The organism is Burkholderia sp. 22313, from assembly GCF_052045245.1.
Classification (GTDB): domain Bacteria; phylum Pseudomonadota; class Gammaproteobacteria; order Burkholderiales; family Burkholderiaceae; genus Burkholderia.
The window spans coordinates 17,831-35,015 of record NZ_JBQEON010000008.1 but is presented as its reverse complement, the minus strand read 5'-3'; the positions used below and the strand labels follow the sequence as shown (position 1 = coordinate 35,015).

Below are 17,185 nucleotides of genomic sequence, written 5' to 3'. Positions count from 1 at the left end.
GCCGCGCGAACGGCCGCCCCATGAATTGACGGAGATTTTTCGATGACGGTGTATTTCATCGGCGCGGGCCCCGGCGACCCGGAGCTGATCACGGTGAAGGGCCAGCGCCTCGTGCGCACGTGCCCGGTGATCCTGTACGCGGGTTCGCTCGTGCCGCCGGCGGTGCTCGACGGCCATCGCGCGGCGCAGGTCGTCAATACGGCCGAGCTCGACCTCGACGCGATCGTCGCGCTGCTCGCCGCGGCACACGCGAAAGGACAGGACGTCGCGCGCGTGCATTCGGGCGATCCGTCGCTGTACGGGGCGATCGGCGAACAGATCCGCCGGCTGAAAGCGCTCGGGATTCCGTATGAAATCGTGCCGGGCGTGACGGCCACGGCGGCGTGCGCGGCGACGCTCGGTGTCGAGCTGACATTGCCCGGTGTCGCGCAGACGGTGATCCTCACGCGCTTCGCGGGCAAGACGACGATGCCGGAAGGCGAAGCGCTCGGCTCGCTCGCCGCGCATCGCGCGACGCTCGCGATTCATCTCGGCGTGCGGCATCTCGCGCGGATCGTCGATGAAGTCCTGCCGCATTACGGGCCCGACTGCCCGGTCGCGGTGATCTATCGTGCGAGCTGGCCCGACGAGGAACGCGTGACCGGCACGCTGGCCGACATCGTCGGCAAGGTGCAGGGCACGCAGATCGAGCGTACTGCACTGATCCTGATCGGACGCGTGCTCGATGCGCAAGGGTTCGCGGATTCGACGCTGTATGCGAGCGCCGGCTGATCACGCCCGCGCGACGCGCCGCGCCAACCGCGGCGCGAATCCCGTCGCCAGCGCGAACAGCACGACACACAGGCAAGCCATCGCGACCCATGCCGGCGACAGATCCGCGAGATGCTGGCGCACGACACCCGCCGCGAACGGAAACACCCCCGCGATCAGATAGCCGATACCCTGCACGAACCCCGTCAGCGATGCCGCGTCGGCCGGCGTCGCCGCGTGATCGACGGTGACGATCAGCGACAGCGGAAACAGCGCGCCGATCCCGGCCCCCATCAGCAGCGCGGCCGGCAACGCGAGCGCCTGCGGCGCCGCCAGCATCACCAGCAACCCGGCGAGCAGCAACGCGATCGCCGCGTGCAGCGCAGGCCGGCGATCGGGCAGGCGGTCGATCGTCGCCGAGATCGCCAACCCCGCGACCACTTCCGCGAGCGTCACGCCGCCGAGCAGGGTGCCGGCCTCGGTCGGCGACCAGCCGAGCCGCATGTAGTACGGCGGCAGCCACGCCAGCACCAGCGTGTAGGCGCCCGTCGCGATCCCGAAGAACGCCGCGAGCCGCCATGCGCGCGGCGAGCGCGACGGTTGCATATGCGTGGCCGGCGCCGAAGCCGCGAGCGCTCCGGACCCGGCCGCATCACCGCCGCGGCTGGCCAGCGGCCACGCGATCGTCGCGATCGCGGCCGGCAACGTCCAGCCCGCAAGTGCCGCGAGCCAGCCCCAGCGCGCCGCGGCAAACGGCGCGACGACGCTCGCGAGCACCGCGCCTCCCATGATCGACGTCGAATACACCCCCATCGCGCCACCGATGCGCGTCGCGAAATGCGCCTTGATGAACCCCGGCAGCAACGCCTGCACCATCGCGATCCCGATCCCCGCGCAGCAGGCGCTCGCCAGCAGCAGCCACGCGTGCCGCGCGCCGAGACGCGACGCGCAGGCGAGCCAGATCAGCGCGACGCCGAGCCATACGCCGCCCGCGATGCCCGTCGCGCGCTGCAAGCGTCGCGCGCTCAATGCGCCGAGGCCCATCAGCAGGATCGGGATGGTGGTCAGCAGGCTCGCCGCGCCATCGCCGATGCCGGTCGCGCGCTGGATCATGTCGAGCAGCGGACCGATCGCGGCCAGCGCCGGCCGCAGGTTCAATCCGACCAGCACGATGGCGGCGAGCCGCCAGCCGGGGGAAGTGAAGCGATTCATGAAATGGCCCTCGATATCGATGCACGGCACCGCCGTCGCGCAGGCGCGATGCGTTTTCGGGTAAAGTATCTCGACATCAAGATAAATGCGAATTTATCTTGACGTCAAGATAACTGGTGAGCCGAGGAGGGTTAATGGATCGAGCCGCGCATGCGCTCGCGCAATGGCGCGTCGAGCGTCCGGATCTGGATGCGTCGTCGATGTTGGTGATGGGGCGGCTGCAGGAGGCCGCGCTCGTGATCGCGCGCGACGGCCTCAATCCGCTGTTCGCGCGCTACGGGATGCAGCCGGGCGAATTCGACGTGCTGGCGACGCTGCGGCGCAGCGGCGCGCCGTTCGCGCTGACGCCGACCGCGCTGTACGACGCGCTGATGATGTCGTCGGGCGGGATGACCGCGCGTATCGACCGGCTGCAGAAGGCCGGCTGGGTCGAGCGCCGGCCGAATCCGGCCGACGGCCGCGGCACGCTCGTCGCGCTGACCGGCGCCGGCCGCGCGCTGATCGACGACGCGGTGGTCGCGCACGTCGACAATCAGCGCGCGATGCTGGCCGCGCTGTCGCAGGCGGAGCAAGCGCAACTGTCGGCGTTGCTGGAAAAGCTGCTGGCGGGATTGGCGCAAGGGGCATCGGCGTCGGGCGGGCAATAACGCCGTCGACTCGTCGCGCAAGGCGCCGCACGGGAAACGAAAACGCCGAAGGCAAGCAGGAAAACCGCCCGCCGCGCGATGCGGCGGGCCGCGGCGACAGCGGGCCGCACCCGCGGTGCGCCCGCCGCGCCGATCAGTCGCGCGCCGGGATATTGAGCCCGCGGGCGACGGCCGGACGCGCGACGAACGCGTCGAGCGCCCGCGCGACGTGGCGGAACTCGCTGAAGCCGACGAGATCGCCGGCCTCATAGAAGCCGATCAGGTTGCGCACCCACGGGAAGATCGCGATGTCGGCGATCGTGTACGTATCGCCCATCACCCACTTGCGGTTCGCGAGATGCGCGTCGAGCACGCCGAGCAGGCGCTTCGATTCGGCGGCGTAGCGGTCGCGCGGCCGCTTGTCCTCGTAGTCGCGGCCGGCGAACTTGTGGAAGAAGCCGACCTGGCCGAACATCGGGCCGATGCCGCCCATCTGGAACATCACCCACTGGATCGTCTCGTAGCGGCCCGCGAGATCCTTCGGAATCAGCTGGCCGGTCTTGTCAGCGAGATAAATCAGGATCGCGCCGGATTCGAACAGCGGCAGCGGCCGGCCATCGGGACCGTCCGGATCGATGATTGCCGGGATCTTGTTGTTCGGGTTCAGCGACAGGAATTCGGGCGACAGCTGGTCGTTCGTGTCGAAGCGCACGAGGTGCGGCTCGTACGGCAGGCCGGTTTCCTCGAGCATGATCGATACCTTGACGCCGTTCGGCGTCGGCAGCGAGTACAGCTGGAGACGGTCGGGATGCTGGGCCGGCCATTTTTTCGTGATCGGGAAGGCGGACAGATCGGGCATGGAGGTTCGCTCGTCAACGTGGAGGATCCGCGCTCCGCCGACCTGCCGCGCGTCGCCGCCCCCCTGGCACGGCAGGCAGGGGCCGGACGATCGCATCGACGGGCGGGCGGGGCGCGCCGAAGACGCCCACTGTAGCCGATCCCCGCGATCGCTGCAGACAGCGGCCGCGCGACGCGGCCCGGCGCCGCGCACTCAGAAGTTGTGCCGCAGCCCGACCATCGCGGCCGTCGTGCCGACGCCGGGCGCGACCGGCTGCCCGTATACGAGCATCTGGTCCATCGTGCCGCGGTTGTTCACGTGGCCGACCTGCGCATAGACCATCGTCCGCTTCGACAGGCTGTAGTCGGCCGTGAGCACGACGGCCGTCGACCGGTTCTCCGAACGGTTGCGGTCTTTCAGGTAGTACACCGCCGACGTCACCTGCAACGCGGGCGTGAACCGATAGCCGACGCCGGCCGACAGCATGTCGAGGTTCACCTGGTCCGCATGCGACGGATTCCTGCCGTTGCCGTACGACGCCGACACCGAGAAATCGCGGATCGTGTATTTCGCGCCGACGTACACGAAGCGGTTGTTGTCGACGCCGGTCGGCGCGACGCCCGGCGCCGGGCTCGTGTCGTGGCCGTTGTAGTAGACGGCCGACGCATTGAGCCCGTAGTTCGCATACCTGAGCACGACCGATTCGCGCGTGCCGCCCTGGAACTGCCCGGCGACGCCGCCGGGCGCGTATTCGAGCGCGATCGACGCGCCCGCGAACGTCGGCGACTGATAGACGAGCGCGTTGCTGTCGTACAGCGCGCCGATCGCGCCGTTGGTGCTCGTGCCCGGCCAGCCGGCCGCGGTGTTCAGGCCGAGCCATGCGGTCAGCACACTGCCGAAGAACTGCGCGTTGCGCACGTCGGTGTCGGCCATCGCGTAGATCATCGGCACGATCTGGCGGCCGGCCGTGAACGATCCGAACGGCCCCGACACGCCGAGCGACGCAACCTGGTTGAAGATCGCGACGGCGCCCGGCGTGTCGCTCAGCTGAAGCTTGCCGGTGCCGCTGTCGAACGAACCCTGCAGCTTGAAGTTGACCCGGTAGCCGCCGCCGAGATCCTCGGTGCCCCGGATGCCCCAGAAGCTCGAATAGATGCCGCCGTCCTTCATCCGGAACACCTTGCCGGTGTTCGGCGCGTGCGGGCTGAACGAGGCGGCCGACGTGCTCTGGTACAGCAGGCCCGTGTCGACCACGCCGTACAGCGTGACGGAGGATTGCGCATGCGCGAGCGCCGAGCAGCCGGCAAGCACCGCACACGCGGCCAGTTTCGTCTTCATCGAAGTCTCCAGGATCGTAATGGGCCGCACGGGATCGAGCCCGGGCGGTGCAACAAGGACGCAACGCGGGGAAGCGTCGAGGCAGGCGGGAAGGCGCGGGATGCGGCGCCGGTGCGAGCCGTGCGGAAAGACTACGCAACGGCGCGCGGCCGCTCCCCCCCATGCGCGGGGGGCAGGGTTGCGGAGAATCGACGTGGAGCCCGGACCGAGCGGACGCCGTCAACGGCCGGGCATGGCCGCGGCGGATGCGTCAAGGGTCAAGGGTCAAGGCGCGCTTTCGAGCAACCCGAGCACCAGCGCGCGGCGCACCGCGTGCTTGCGCGAGCTGGCGTCGAGCTTGCCGAACAGGTTCTTCAGGTGCCACTTCACGGTTTCCTCGCCGACGGCGAGTGCCACCGCGATCTCCTTGTTCGACAGGTTGCGCGCGAGCAGCTCGAGAATCGCGCGCTCCTTCGGCGTCAGCACGACGCTCGGCACCGCGCGCGGACTGGCCGTGCTGCGCGGCGCGGGCGGCACGATGCGCGGCTGCGGCTGCGCGGGGCGGGCGGGGCCGTCACCCGCGGCCGCCTCGTCGCCGGCGCGGCGCGCCCAGTCGGCGACGGCCGGATGCGCATCGGCGAGCGTGCGCGTCAGGCCGAACAGATCCGCGAGGTTCATCGCTTCGTCGAGTCGCGCACGGCCGCCGTGCCCCGACTGTTCGAGCGCGAACGCGCCGAGCGCCATGATTTCGATGCGCTCGCATCCCATGCTCATTTCGCGTGCCAGCACGGCCGCTTCGTCGAGCGCCGCGCACGCATCGTCCCAGCGGCGCGCGGCCAGCGCCGCGCCCGCGTGCGCCGTCGCCTGCAGCAGCACGACGGGGCGCCGCCACAGCGGCCCGTGCGACGGAAACTCGGCCGCGGCGATCGCATCGATCCGCTCGACGAGCGCATGGCAGGTCGCCTCGCGATAGCGCGCGGCGTGGATCCGCACCTGCTCGGCGAGGCTCGCGACCGACAGGCGCGGCAGCCGGCGCGCGACGCCCATCGCGTCGAGCGCTTCGAGCAAGTCGATCGCGCGATGCTCGACGCCGCGCAGCAGCGCGATGCGCGCGGCCGTCCGGTAGCCGAGCAACACGGTATCGGGCGTGCCCGCGTGTTCGAGCACGTCGAGCCGGTTCGCAAGCAGCGCCGCGGCCTGGTCGACGCGATCGGCTTCGTACGCGATCGCCGCGCACATCGCCGCCAGCATGCAGGTCAGCGGATGGCGACGCCCGAGATCGGCTTCCGCGCGCGCGAGCGCCGGCGACAGCGCGTCGTCCGCGAGCCGGATCTGGCCTTCGCGCAGGTAGCTCAGGCCGGTGATCAGCTCGCCCCAGCGCGCGACGTAGCCGAACCCGGCCGCCGTCTCGCCGCGCGGCGCGGCCTGCTGGAAGCGGCGCGCCTGCGCCGGTTCGCCGACGATGATCGCGCGCGCCGACAGGCGATTCGCGTGCATCTGCGCGAGCCACGTCGCCGCGGGCGGCGTGAAGTCGGCCCACGGTTCGAACAGCTCGACGAAGCGGTCGATTTCGTCGGCGTAATACGCGGCCGCGCTCAGGATCAGCGCGCATTCGTAACGCATCGCGGCAGGGGTGCCGGGGTCGGCCAGGATCCCGGCGATCTGGCGCCGCGCCTCGACATGGCGTTCGCCGAGCGCCAGCGCCCAGGCCACCGCGATCCGCAGCGTCGGGCGCTTGTCGAGCTCCGCATCGGGCAGCCGCGCGAGCCAGTCGAGCACGTCGTTGATGCGGCCCTGCTTGATCGCATCCTCGAGGCAGCGCTGCGCCAGCGCGTACGCGGTCTCGACCTGGCCGGCCGCATACGCGTGGCGCGCGGCTTCCTCCGTCATCCCGTGCGCGTCGAGCCACGCGGCCGCGCGGGCATGCAGCGCGCGGCGCCCTGCGTCAGGCTCCGCCGCCAGGCGGTCGCGCAGCGTATCGCGCACGAGCGGATGCAGCCGGCACCAGTCGGAATCGTCGGACGCGATGAACAGCGGCGTGTCGCGCGCAAGCCGTGCGAGCCGGCCGGCGGCGTCCGCGTCGTCGAGCAGCGCCGCGCACAGCGACGGATGCAGGCGGTCGGCCACGCTCGTGCGCGTGAGGAACGCGGTGTCGTCGGCGGACAGGTTCGCGAGCAGCAGCTCGACGAGCCGGTCGCGAGTGCCGTCCATGCGCGCGGCGAGCGCGTCGACCGCCTGGCGCGGATCGGCCGAGCGCGCCATCGCGGCCATCGCGAGCTGCAGCCCGAGCGGCCAGCCGTCGACGCGCTCGAACAGGCGCGCGCATGCGTCGGCGTCGACCCGCTGCGCAAAACGCGCGCCGACCAGCGCGATCGTCTCGTCGAGCGTGAAGCGCAGCCAGTCGGGGCCCGCGAGCGTGCACTGCCCGCCGGCGAGCAGGTCGCCGGCCGCGTGATCGAGCCCGCGCCGGGCCGCGACCACCACACGCAGGTTCTGCGGCGCGTTGTGCAGCACGTAGGTCAGCGCGTCGAGGCCGGCGGGCGGCAGCCGCTCCGCGTCGTCGACGATCAGCAGCGCGTCGATCGACAGTTGCGCGACTTCGGCCAGCCACGCGGTCAGCCCCTCCAGCGCGCGGGCCGCGCCGTCCGGAATCAGGCGCCCGAAGCCGGGCCGTGCGCATCCGGTGCGCACCGCCTGCACGAGCCCCTGCAACAGGCGGGGCGCGTCATCGCGCTCGTCGGCCGACAGCCACACGACCGCGCGGCCGAGCGCGAGCGATTCGCGCCGCCATTGCGCGAGCAGCGAGGTCTTGCCATAGCCGGCCGGCGCCTGCACGAGGGTGACGGGCCGGCCGTCGAACACCGGCGCGGCCAGGCTCAGCCGCGCACGCGCGAGCAACTGCGCCGGCACGCGCGGCGCGGTCGTCTTCAGCACGAGTTCGGTGGGGGGCGCGTCGGCGCGATCGGGTGGGTGGGCCATCGGGGCTGCAGTCGGAATCCGGCGATGCCGTGCGGGCCAGCGTCCGGGGTGGGTGTGGAGGGAAGGATCGGTCGAACCGCATTCGCGCGTCAATCCCCCCCGCGACGAGTGGGGCCGCTCCGCCGCCCGGTGGATAGCATGGGTTCCGAGGCGTGACGAACGCAACCGACGAACCCGACGAGGAGGGGCCATGAAGATCGTATCGACCGGCACGCAACGCAGCGCGCCGCTCGCCGGATAAGCGGAGCGGCACGATGTATCGCCATCTGCTCGTGACGGTCGACGGCGTGCCCGGCGGCATCGACGCGATCGGCCATGCGCTCGAACTGGCGCGGGCGGTCGGCGCACGTGTCACGTTCGTGCTGTCGGGCGCGGCACCGGACTCGCGTTTATCCGGAGCGCGGATGCCGGAACACGGTGCGAAAGTGGAAGCCGCCGCCCGGGCGCAGGGCCTGTCCCATGTGATCGCGGGGGCCGGCCATCCGGGGGCCGGCGACACGTTGCCCGCCACGCTCGCCGCCGAGCTCGGCTGCGACCTGATCGGCGTCTCGGCGCTGCCGCAAGACGCCGATGCGGCCACCTGCACGACACGGCGGTTGCTGCTCGCGACGAGCGGCGTGCCGGTGCTCGTCTGCCCGGCGCGGCATGTCCCGGCCGAGGTGCGCGTGATGGCGCGTTGCCTGGCCGCGCATCGCGCGCTCGGCGAACGGCTGCAGGCGTTGATGGCGGCGAGCGAAGGCCCGAACGAACCGGCGCGGCCAACGGGCAGCGCGGACGGCACGCGCGCGGCGCTGGCCTCGCTCGCGGCACTGCAGGACGCGCGTTTCGGTACGTTCGCCGAGGCGCGCCTCTTCACGGCCTTGCGCAGGCGGGCGGAGAGCACCGCGGCCGAACTCGACGAGCTCGACCGCCAGCGGCGCCGCGATGCGCTCGCGCTCGACGCGCTGGCGCGGCTCGCCGCCGACGGCTTGCCTTCGGCCGCGTTCGATGCCGCGCTCGCCGGCTATGCGCGCGGCGCGTTCGAGCAGATGGGGCGCATCGAAGGCGTGATTTTCCCGGCCGCGCGGCGCTACCTGGGCGACGCGGACTGGGCCGAACTGGACACCCCCCTGGCGAGCGGCGCGGCCGCGACGCCGCCGGGCGCGGACGAACCCGACGATGCGCGACGCGCATCCGACTGACTATCTACGGAGAACAAGATGGCACATGCAGTGCGATTCCACGAAACCGGCGGCCCCGACGTGCTGCGCTGGGAAGCCGTCGACGTGGGCGACCCGGGCGCCGGGCAGGTCCGCCTGCGGCACGAGGCGGTCGGCCTGAATTTCGCCGATACGTATTTCCGCAGCGGCCTGTATCCGGTTCCGCTGCCGGCCGGCATCGGCGTCGAGGCCGCCGGCGTGGTCGAGGCCGTCGGCCCCGGCGTGACGAACGTCGCACCCGGCGATCGCGTGACCTACACCGGTTTTCTGAACACGCTCGGCGCGTACAGCACCGAGCGGCTGATCCCGGCCGCGCCGCTCGTGAAGCTGCCGGCCGGCATCGCATGCGAAACGGCCGCGGCGATGACGATGCGCGGACTCACGTCGGCCTACCTGTTGCGCCGCATCCACGCCTTCGCGCCGGGCGACACGATCCTGCTGCATGCGGCCGCGGGCGGCGTCGGGCTGATCGTGTCGCAATGGGCGAAGCTGCTCGGGCTCACGGTGATCGGCACCGTGTCGAGCGAACACAAGGCCGCGATCGCCCGCGCGCACGGCTGCGACCATACGATCGACTACAGCCGCGAGGACGTCGCGAAACGCGTGCGCGAACTGACGGACGGCGCGGGCGTCGACGTCGTGTTCGACAGCGTCGGCAAGGACACCTTCGAAGGCTCGCTCGATTCGCTGAAGCGGCGCGGGCTGATGGTCTGCGTCGGCACCGCGTCGGGCCCGATCCCGCCGTTCGATCCGCAGCGTCTCGCGATGAAGGGCTCGTTGTACCTGACGCGCCCGGCGCTGGCCGACTACATCGCCGATCCGGCCGAGAAGAACGACCTGGCCGGCGAGCTGTTCGCGCACGTCGCGGCCGGCCGCATCCGGATCGGGATCAACCAGCGCTATGCGCTGCAGGACGCGGCGCAGGCGCACCGCGACCTCGAGTCGCGCAAGACGACCGGCTCGTCGGTGTTCATCGTCTGAGGAGACGCGCATGCGAGTCGAACCCCTGACCTGTGCGATCGGCGCGGAGCTGCTGGACGTGAGCCTCGCCGACGCCGTGCACGACGACGGCCTGTTCGCCGAAATCCGCACGCAGCTGCTGCGCCATCGCGTGCTGTTCCTGCGCGACCAGGACATCACGCGCGCCGAGCACGTCGCGTTCGCGCGCCGCTTCGGCGAGCTCGAGGATCATCCGGTTGCCGGCAGCGACCCCGAGCATCCGGGGCTCGTGCGGATCTACAAGTCGCCCGACCAGCCGAACGACCGCTACGAGAATGCGTGGCACAGCGATGCGAGCTGGCGCGTGGCGCCGCCGTTCGGCTGTGTGCTGCGCTGCATCGAGGGTCCGCCGGTTGGCGGCGACACGATGTGGGCGAACATGGTGCTCGCGTACGCGCACCTGCCGGAACACGTGAAGCAGCAGATCGACGATTTGCGCGCGCGCCACAGCATCGAGGCGAGCTTCGGCGCGGCGATGCCGCTCGACAAGCGTCTCGCGTTGAAGGCGCAGTACCCGGACGCCGAGCATCCGGTCGTGCGCACGCATCCCGAAACGGGCGAGAAGGTGCTGTACGTGAATGCGTTCACGACGCACTTCACGAATTTCCATACGCCTGGGCGCGTGCGGTTCGGGCAGGACGCGAACCCCGGTGCCGGCCAGTTGCTGCAATACCTGATCAGCCAGGCCTATATCCCCGAATACCAGGTGCGCTGGCGCTGGAAGAAGAACAGCGTCGCGATCTGGGACAACCGCAGCACGCAGCATTACGCGGTGATGGACTACCCGCCGTGCGTGCGCAGGATGGAGCGCGCGGGCATCGTCGGCGACGTGCCGTTCTGACCTGAAGCGGGCGCGCCCGCACCGTAACCGATTCTCGACCCATGCAACGCGCCGGGCTCGTCGCCCGGCGCGACGGGATACGCACGCCCGCGGATCCCGAACACAACGATTCCAACTGGAGGACGACATGCAATTTCTCGACGATTCGCTGCACCCGGAAAACCAGGACAAGGTGGTCATCACGGTCGCGCCGTACGGCCCCGAATGGATGCCCGCCGATTTTCCGGAAGACATCCCGGTGACGATGGACGAGCACGTGCAGAAGGCCGTCGACTGCTACAACGCGGGCGCGACGGTGCTGCACCTGCACGTGCGCGAGCTCGACGGCAAGGGCAGCAAGCGGCTGTCGAAGTTCAACGAACTGCTCGGCCGGCTGCGCGACGCCGTGCCCGACATGATCCTGCAGGTTGGCGGCTCGATCTCGTTCGCGCCGGAAGGCGACGGCGCGGAGGCGAAATGGCTGTCCGACGACACGCGCCACATGCTCGCCGAGCTGACGCCGAAGCCCGACCAGGTGACGGTCGCGATCAACACCGTGCAGATGAACATCACCGAGCTGATGAACCGCCAGGACATCGCCGGCACGTCGCTGAACGAAGCCGCTTACTGGGACGCGTATCGCGAGATGACCGTGCCGGCCGGCCCCGGCTGGGTCGACGAACACCTGCGCCGGCTGCAGGCGGCCGGCATCCAGCCGCATTTCCAGCTCACCGGCATGCACGCGCTGGAAACGCTCGAGCGGATCATCCGTCGCGGCGTCTATCGCGGCCCGCTGAACGTCACATGGGTCGGGATCGGCGGCGGCTTCGACGGCCCGAATCCGTACAACTTCATGGAGTTCGTGCGGCGTTGCCCGGACGGCGCCTGCATCACGCTCGAATCGCTGATGAAGAACGTGCTGCCGATCAACACGGTCGCGATGGCGCTCGGCCTGCATCCGCGCTGCGGGATCGAGGACACGATCATCGACCAGAAGGGCAACCGGATGACGTCGGTGCAGCAAGTCGAGCAGTGCGTGCGGATCGCGCGCGAACTCGGCCGCGACATCGCGACCGGCAAGGAAGCGAAGGCGATCTACCGGATCGGCGTGCAGTACGACGGCGTCGACGCAACGCTCGCGCAACTCGGGATGGCGCCGAACCGCCGGCCGGGGCAGGTGAGCGTGCCGCTGCGCGCGGCCTGACGCGCCGCGCATCCGGGCGGCCCGTGAGTGCCGCCCGCCGATCGATGTGGCGCGGCACCCACCCTCGCGCGATGCGCGAGGCAAGCTCCGGGACACGGAGCGGGGCCGCGCAAGCCGCGCCGGCGCGTTGCCGCACCGGCGCCGGAGGAGACACGCATGCTGATTCATCATGTCGAGCCGTCGCTGCACGAGGCGGCGGCCACCGGCCGGCGCGCGCCGGCCTATGCCTGGCTCGTGTTCGGATTGACCGTCGGGCTGCTGCTGTCGGACTACATGTCGCGGCAGGTGCTCAATGCCGTGTTCCCGTTGCTCAAGCACGCGTGGGGGCTGTCGGACACGCAGCTCGGTTCGCTGTCCGGCGTCGTCGCGCTGCTGGTCGGGCTGCTGACGTTCCCGCTGTCGGTGCTCGCCGACCGCTTCGGCCGCGTGCGCAGCATCGTGCTGATGGCCGCGCTGTGGAGCGTCGCGACGCTCGGCTGCGCGCTGTCGACCAACTATGCCGAAATGCTCGTGTCGCGCGGCCTCGTCGGGCTCGGCGAAGCCGCTTACGGCAGCGTCGGCGTCGCGCTGATCCTCAGCATCTTTCCGGCGCGCCTGCGCGCGACGCTGACCGGCGCGTTCATGGCCGGCGGCGCGTTCGGCTCCGTGTTCGGGATGGCGCTCGGCGGCCTGGTCGGCGCGCATCTCGGCTGGCGCTGGTCGTTCGGCGTGATGGCCGCGCTCGGCATCGTGCTGCTCGTCGCGTACCGCGGCGTGGTCACCGAGCGGCGGCTCGCGGCGTGCCGCGTCGAACCGTGCCGGCCTGCTGCCGATGCGCCACGCGACCTGCGCGGCAGCCTGCGCGCGCTGATGTCCGGGCTGTTCGCGTCGCGTTCGGTGATCTGCGCGTATCTCGGCAGCGGGCTGCACCTGTTCGTGCCCGGCGCGCTGTTCGCGTGGCTGCCGAGCTATCTGAACCGCTATTACGCGATGGCGCCCGACCGTGCCGCCGTGCTCGCGGCCGGGTTCGTGCTGCTGTCGGGCGTCGGGATGGTCGGCTGCGGGATCGTCACCGACCGCGTCGGGCGGGCCGACGGTTCACGCAAGTGGCTGACCGCGATCGCCTATTGCGGGGTGACGGGCGTGTGTCTCGCGCTCGCGTTCCGGCTGCCGCCCGGGCCGCTGCAGCTCGCGCTGATCTGCGCGGGCATGCTGGTCGGGGCCGGCGCGTCCGGCGCATCGGGCGCGATGGTCGCCAACCTGACGCCGGCCGCGATCCATGCGTCGGCCTTCGCGACCCTCACGCTCGCCAACAACCTGCTCGGCATGGCGCCGGGCCCGCTGCTGACGGGGTGGGTCGCCGATCGCGCCGGCCTCGTCGGCGCACTCCAGTGGATCCCCGTCGTGCCGCTCGCGGCCGCCGTGCTGTTCGCGATCGGCCGCGCGAGCTACGCGACCGATCTCGCGCGCGCCGAACGTGAGCGGCGCGCATCCCGGCTTTCCTGAACCGAACCGACCCGAACTGAAAACTGAATTGAACTCATCCGGAGGCTGCATGACCCTGGCGACCGCGCCCACCATCCTGATCGTGCCCGGCTTGCGCGATCACGTCGAAGACCACTGGCAGACGCATCTGCAACGGCGCGTGCCGAACGCGCGCGCCGTCGCCCCGCTCGAAGCCGACAAGCTGAGCCGTGCCGCACGCGTCGCGGCGCTCGATGCGGCGCTGGCCGCGATCGACGGTCCCGTGATCCTGGTCGCGCATAGCGCGGGGGTCATGATTACGGTGCACTGGGCCCGGCAGGCCACGCGCAAGATCCACGGCGCGCTGCTCGCGGCACCGGCCGATCTCGATATGCCGATGCCCGCCGGTTATCCGGCACCCGAGGCGATCGACGCGCACGGCTGGACGCCGGTCCCGACCGACCGGCTGCCGTTCCCGAGCATCGTGGCCGCGAGCCGCAACGATCCGCTCGCGCGCTTCGAACGTGCGGCGGCGCTGGCGGCAGGGTGGGGCAGCCGGCTCGTCGATCTCGGCGAGGTCGGGCACCTGAACCCGGCATCCGGGTATGGCGAGTGGCGGGATGCGGAGCGATTGATCGGCGAGGTGATCGCGCTCGGTGCAAGCCGTTCCCGCTTGACGGGCTGACACCCCCACATCATTCGGGCGCTTCTCCGTCTCCTCGGGCGCTATGATTGGCAGCAACGCGACCGCTTGTTTCCAATGCAGGCAAGTGGCTGATTTCACGACGAGATCATCCGCGACCTTGGCGGTCTGAGTGGATTCGCTCATGCTGGTCGGGGCGGTGTCGAAGCCGCCCTGCATCGTGTCGACAATCCATTACGCGGGCCTCGACGACGTGTTCGGTATTGCCGCGACCTACGCGGTTGCCATCGCGCGCGGGCACGTATTCAACGATGCCAACAAGCGCACCGGCCTCACCTGTGCATTGACGTATATGGCGTAGCAGGGAATTACGATTCCTCGCCTCGCCGATCTCGAAGATCTTATGGTCGATGTGGCGGACGGCGGCGTAACCAGCGAGGAACTGGCTGAATATTTCAGTGCAGTCTGGGAACTGTCCCGGTCCCCCTGACGACATCACGTCGAGTTTTTCGGTTATCAGCATCCATCATTCGACGGTGCGCAGGAATTCGCTCACTATCGTGGTTTCCGATGCGTGGCCGCCGATCGTCGGGACGGACGCTTGGCGAGGGTCGGCGAATAGTTCCATTCCGCCTCGCATCGACATACGATGTCTTAACACGAAGCCCCCTTGTCACGGGCTTGACGATGCTCCGCGAAGGGTTTTGTTAGGGAAATTCCTGCCCCGCGTCGCGCGGTTTTTTGTTGACCGACATCGTATAACGCCTTCATGATTTCCTGACAAGAAAGGTCCCATCCACTGACCGAAGTGAGGAGACATGAACCCAACCACGATCGCGCGCCGTGCCTGCCGGATCGCGCTGGCGCTAGGCTTGACGCTGTCGGCCGCGGCGGCCGTCGCGGCCCCCGTGTCGCTGAATGTCGTCGACGTCGCGGGCAACCTGCAGCTCACGCAGAAGGCCATCGAGGCGTTCAAGGACAAGAACCCCAATCTCGTCGCGAACATCACGTTCACCAATGCGCCCGCGCCGCAACTGCCGGGCAAGATCAAGGCGATGCAGGCGGCGGGGCGCTCCGACATCGACCTCGTGCTGACCGGCACCGACGCGCTGGCCGCCGGCATCGAGCAGAACCTGTGGCTGAAACTGCTGCCCGACAACGCGGGCGCGTTCCCCGGCGTGCTGGACAAATACGCGCCCGGCCCGCGCAAGATGCAGGATCTCGCGCAGGGCTTCGGTCTCGAAGTGACCTACATGCCGGCCGGCCCGCTGCTCGAATACAACCCGGCGAAGGTCAGCGATCCGCCGAAGACGCCCGCCCAGCTGCTCGCATGGTGCAAGGCGCACCCGAACAAGCTGATCTACGCGCGCCCGGCGAACTCGGGCCCCGGCCGCACGTTCCTGATGGGGCTGCCCTACGTGCTCGGCGACAAGAACCCGCAGGACCCGATCAACGGCTGGGACAAGACCTGGGCGTTCCTGAAGCAGCTCAACGACTGCGTCCCGTATTACCCGGGCGGCACGTCGGCCGTGATGAAGGAGCTCGGCGAAGGCACCCGCGACATGACCGTGACCGTCACCGGCTGGGACCTGAACCCGCGCGCGCTCGGCATCGTGCCGGCCGAGTTCCGGATCCAGGCGTTCGACAACATGACCTGGGTCAACGACGCGCACTACATGGTGATCCCGAAGGGCGTGCCGAAAGAGAAGCTCGACGTGCTGTTCAAGCTGATGAACTTCCTGCTCGAACCGGCGCAGCAGGCGATGACCTACGACGACGGCTACTTCTATCCGGGTCCGGCGGTGAAGGGCGTGACGCTCGAGATGGCGCCCGCGCACAGCCAGGAGGTGATCAGGAAATTCGGTCGCCCCGAGTATGCGAAGCTGCTCGCCGATCGTCCGCACGTCCAGCCGCTCAGCGCCCAGGCGATGGTCGCCGCATTCCAGAAGTGGGATCGCGAGATCGGTGCGCAGAAGTCGAAATGACGCATGAACCCGCGGGCGCTCGAGCGCCCGCACCGATGGAGTTCGCGTAATGAAGCACGGTTTCGAACGGTTGCGGCTCGACGGCGTGTGCCGCAGCTTCACCAATGCGGAGGGCGCGCAGGTCGCCGCACTGAGCGGACTCGATCTCGACATCCGGCGCGGCGAGTTCATCGCGCTGCTCGGGCCGTCGGGCTGTGGCAAGTCGACCGCGCTGAACTGCATCGCCGGGCTGCAGCCGCTCACGAGCGGCGGCATCTGGCTCGACGACACGCGTATCGACGTGCTGCCGCCCGAGCGCCGCGGTTTCGGGATGGTGTTCCAGAACTACGCGCTGTTTCCGCACATGTCGGTGCTCGAGAACGTCGGCTTCGGGCTGAAGATGCGCGGCGTGCCGAAGCAGGAAACGCGGCGGCGCGCGCAGCAGGCGCTCGAACTCGTGCAGCTCGTCGGCCACGAGGGCAAGCTGCCCGGGCAACTGTCGGGCGGTCAGCAGCAGCGCGTCGCGATCGCGCGCGCGATCGTCATCGAGCCGCCGCTGGTGCTGATGGACGAGCCGCTGTCGAACCTCGACACCAAGCTGCGCATCGAGATGCGTGCCGAAATCCGCCGCATCCATACGCAGCTCGAACGGGCGACGATCTACGTGACGCACGACCAGGACGAGGCGCTGTCGATGGCCGACCGGATCGTCGTGATGAAGGAGGGGGTCGTGCAGCAGGTCGCGTCGCCGAAGGACGTGTACACGCGTCCGCACAACCTGCACGTCGCGCGCTTCATGGGCTATCGCAACGTGCTGCCGTTCACGCTCGAAGGGATGGCCGGCGACTACGTGAACGTCAGCGCTGCCGGTGTACGCGTCACGGGCGTGCCGATGGCCGGTTTCGACGGCAAGGACGTCGTGGTCGCGCTGCGCCCGGACGACATCGAACGCGCCGAAGGCGCGGAACGTGCGGAAGACGGCGGCGACAACGCATTCGATGCAACGGTAGAAACGGTCGAATACGGCGGCCGCGATTCGCTGATTCGCGCGATCACGCCGTTCGGCGCGATCTGGGCGCGCGTGGCCGGCGAGTTCGCGGAAGGCGAGCGGCTGCGGCTGCGCGTGGCGCCGGCGCGCACGCTCGTCTATGCAGGCGGCGCGCAATGAACGCCCGCGCCGCAACGTACGCC

15 protein-coding genes are annotated in these 17,185 nt (G+C 69.9%); 11 read left to right on the top strand and 4 right to left on the bottom strand.

Annotated features, from left to right (window positions below):
- Positions 1–42 precede the first annotated feature (42 nt).
- On the top strand, positions 43–771 hold the full coding sequence (gene cobM / locus ACTJKF_RS08890; protein WP_440623192.1) for a precorrin-4 C(11)-methyltransferase: 729 nt from the start codon (positions 43–45) through the stop codon (positions 769–771).
- On the opposite strand, the gene ACTJKF_RS08885 is transcribed toward cobM, so the two are convergent.
- Positions 772–1,962 (bottom strand): MFS transporter, encoded by a 1,191-nt coding sequence (locus ACTJKF_RS08885; protein ID WP_440623191.1) that lies wholly within the window; start codon positions 1,960–1,962, stop codon positions 772–774.
- A gap of 134 nt (positions 1,963–2,096) precedes the next feature.
- Here ACTJKF_RS08885 and ACTJKF_RS08880 point away from each other — a divergent pair, with 134 nt between their 5' ends.
- Positions 2,097–2,609: a MarR family winged helix-turn-helix transcriptional regulator gene (locus ACTJKF_RS08880; RefSeq protein WP_440623190.1), complete on the top strand. Its 513-nt coding sequence runs from the start codon at positions 2,097–2,099 to the stop codon at positions 2,607–2,609.
- Positions 2,610–2,742: 133 nt separating this feature from the next.
- Here ACTJKF_RS08880 and ACTJKF_RS08875 read toward each other — a convergent pair whose 3' ends face one another.
- The 3 genes from ACTJKF_RS08875 to ACTJKF_RS08865 form a co-directional block, all read right to left on the bottom strand.
- The gene (locus ACTJKF_RS08875; protein ID WP_440623189.1) at positions 2,743–3,447 is read right to left on the bottom strand and encodes a glutathione S-transferase N-terminal domain-containing protein; all 705 of its coding nucleotides are present in this window, start codon (positions 3,445–3,447) and stop codon (positions 2,743–2,745) included.
- Positions 3,448–3,639: 192 nt separating this feature from the next.
- A complete protein-coding gene (locus tag ACTJKF_RS08870; RefSeq protein ID WP_440623188.1) occupies positions 3,640–4,764 on the bottom strand; it encodes a porin in 1,125 nt (374 codons plus the stop codon).
- 264 nt (positions 4,765–5,028) lie between these two features.
- Positions 5,029–7,722, bottom strand: coding sequence for a LuxR C-terminal-related transcriptional regulator (locus ACTJKF_RS08865; protein ID WP_440623187.1), 2,694 nt, complete (start codon positions 7,720–7,722; stop codon positions 5,029–5,031).
- Between the two features lie 254 nt (positions 7,723–7,976).
- Between ACTJKF_RS08865 and ACTJKF_RS08860 the strand changes: the two genes are divergently transcribed.
- The 9 genes from ACTJKF_RS08860 to ACTJKF_RS08820 all read left to right on the top strand — a co-directional run bounded on the left by ACTJKF_RS08860 (position 7,977) and on the right by ACTJKF_RS08820 (position 17,162).
- Complete coding sequence (locus tag ACTJKF_RS08860) at positions 7,977–8,903, top strand: hemerythrin domain-containing protein (protein ID WP_440623186.1); 927 nt, start codon at positions 7,977–7,979, stop codon at positions 8,901–8,903.
- A gap of 18 nt (positions 8,904–8,921) precedes the next feature.
- On the top strand, positions 8,922–9,902 hold the full coding sequence (locus ACTJKF_RS08855; RefSeq protein ID WP_440623185.1) for a quinone oxidoreductase family protein: 981 nt from the start codon (positions 8,922–8,924) through the stop codon (positions 9,900–9,902).
- A 10-nt stretch (positions 9,903–9,912) separates the two neighbouring features.
- Positions 9,913–10,761: a TauD/TfdA dioxygenase family protein gene (locus tag ACTJKF_RS08850; RefSeq protein WP_440623184.1), complete on the top strand. Its 849-nt coding sequence runs from the start codon at positions 9,913–9,915 to the stop codon at positions 10,759–10,761.
- A gap of 127 nt (positions 10,762–10,888) precedes the next feature.
- On the top strand, positions 10,889–11,944 hold the full coding sequence (locus ACTJKF_RS08845; protein WP_440623183.1) for a 3-keto-5-aminohexanoate cleavage protein: 1,056 nt from the start codon (positions 10,889–10,891) through the stop codon (positions 11,942–11,944).
- Positions 11,945–12,100: 156 nt separating this feature from the next.
- Complete coding sequence (locus tag ACTJKF_RS08840; RefSeq protein WP_440623182.1) at positions 12,101–13,429, top strand: MFS transporter; 1,329 nt, start codon at positions 12,101–12,103, stop codon at positions 13,427–13,429.
- Between the two features lie 49 nt (positions 13,430–13,478).
- Positions 13,479–14,072, top strand: a complete 594-nt coding sequence (locus ACTJKF_RS08835) for an RBBP9/YdeN family alpha/beta hydrolase (protein WP_440623181.1) — start codon at positions 13,479–13,481, stop codon at positions 14,070–14,072.
- 142 nt (positions 14,073–14,214) lie between these two features.
- Positions 14,215–14,391, top strand: coding sequence for a type II toxin-antitoxin system death-on-curing family toxin (locus ACTJKF_RS08830; protein WP_440623180.1), 177 nt, complete (start codon positions 14,215–14,217; stop codon positions 14,389–14,391).
- Between the two features lie 457 nt (positions 14,392–14,848).
- Positions 14,849–16,015, top strand: a complete 1,167-nt coding sequence (locus ACTJKF_RS08825) for an ABC transporter substrate-binding protein (RefSeq protein ID WP_440623179.1) — start codon at positions 14,849–14,851, stop codon at positions 16,013–16,015.
- Positions 16,016–16,064: 49 nt separating this feature from the next.
- On the top strand, positions 16,065–17,162 hold the full coding sequence (locus ACTJKF_RS08820; protein ID WP_440623178.1) for an ABC transporter ATP-binding protein: 1,098 nt from the start codon (positions 16,065–16,067) through the stop codon (positions 17,160–17,162).
- Positions 17,163–17,185: the final 23 nt, after the last annotated feature.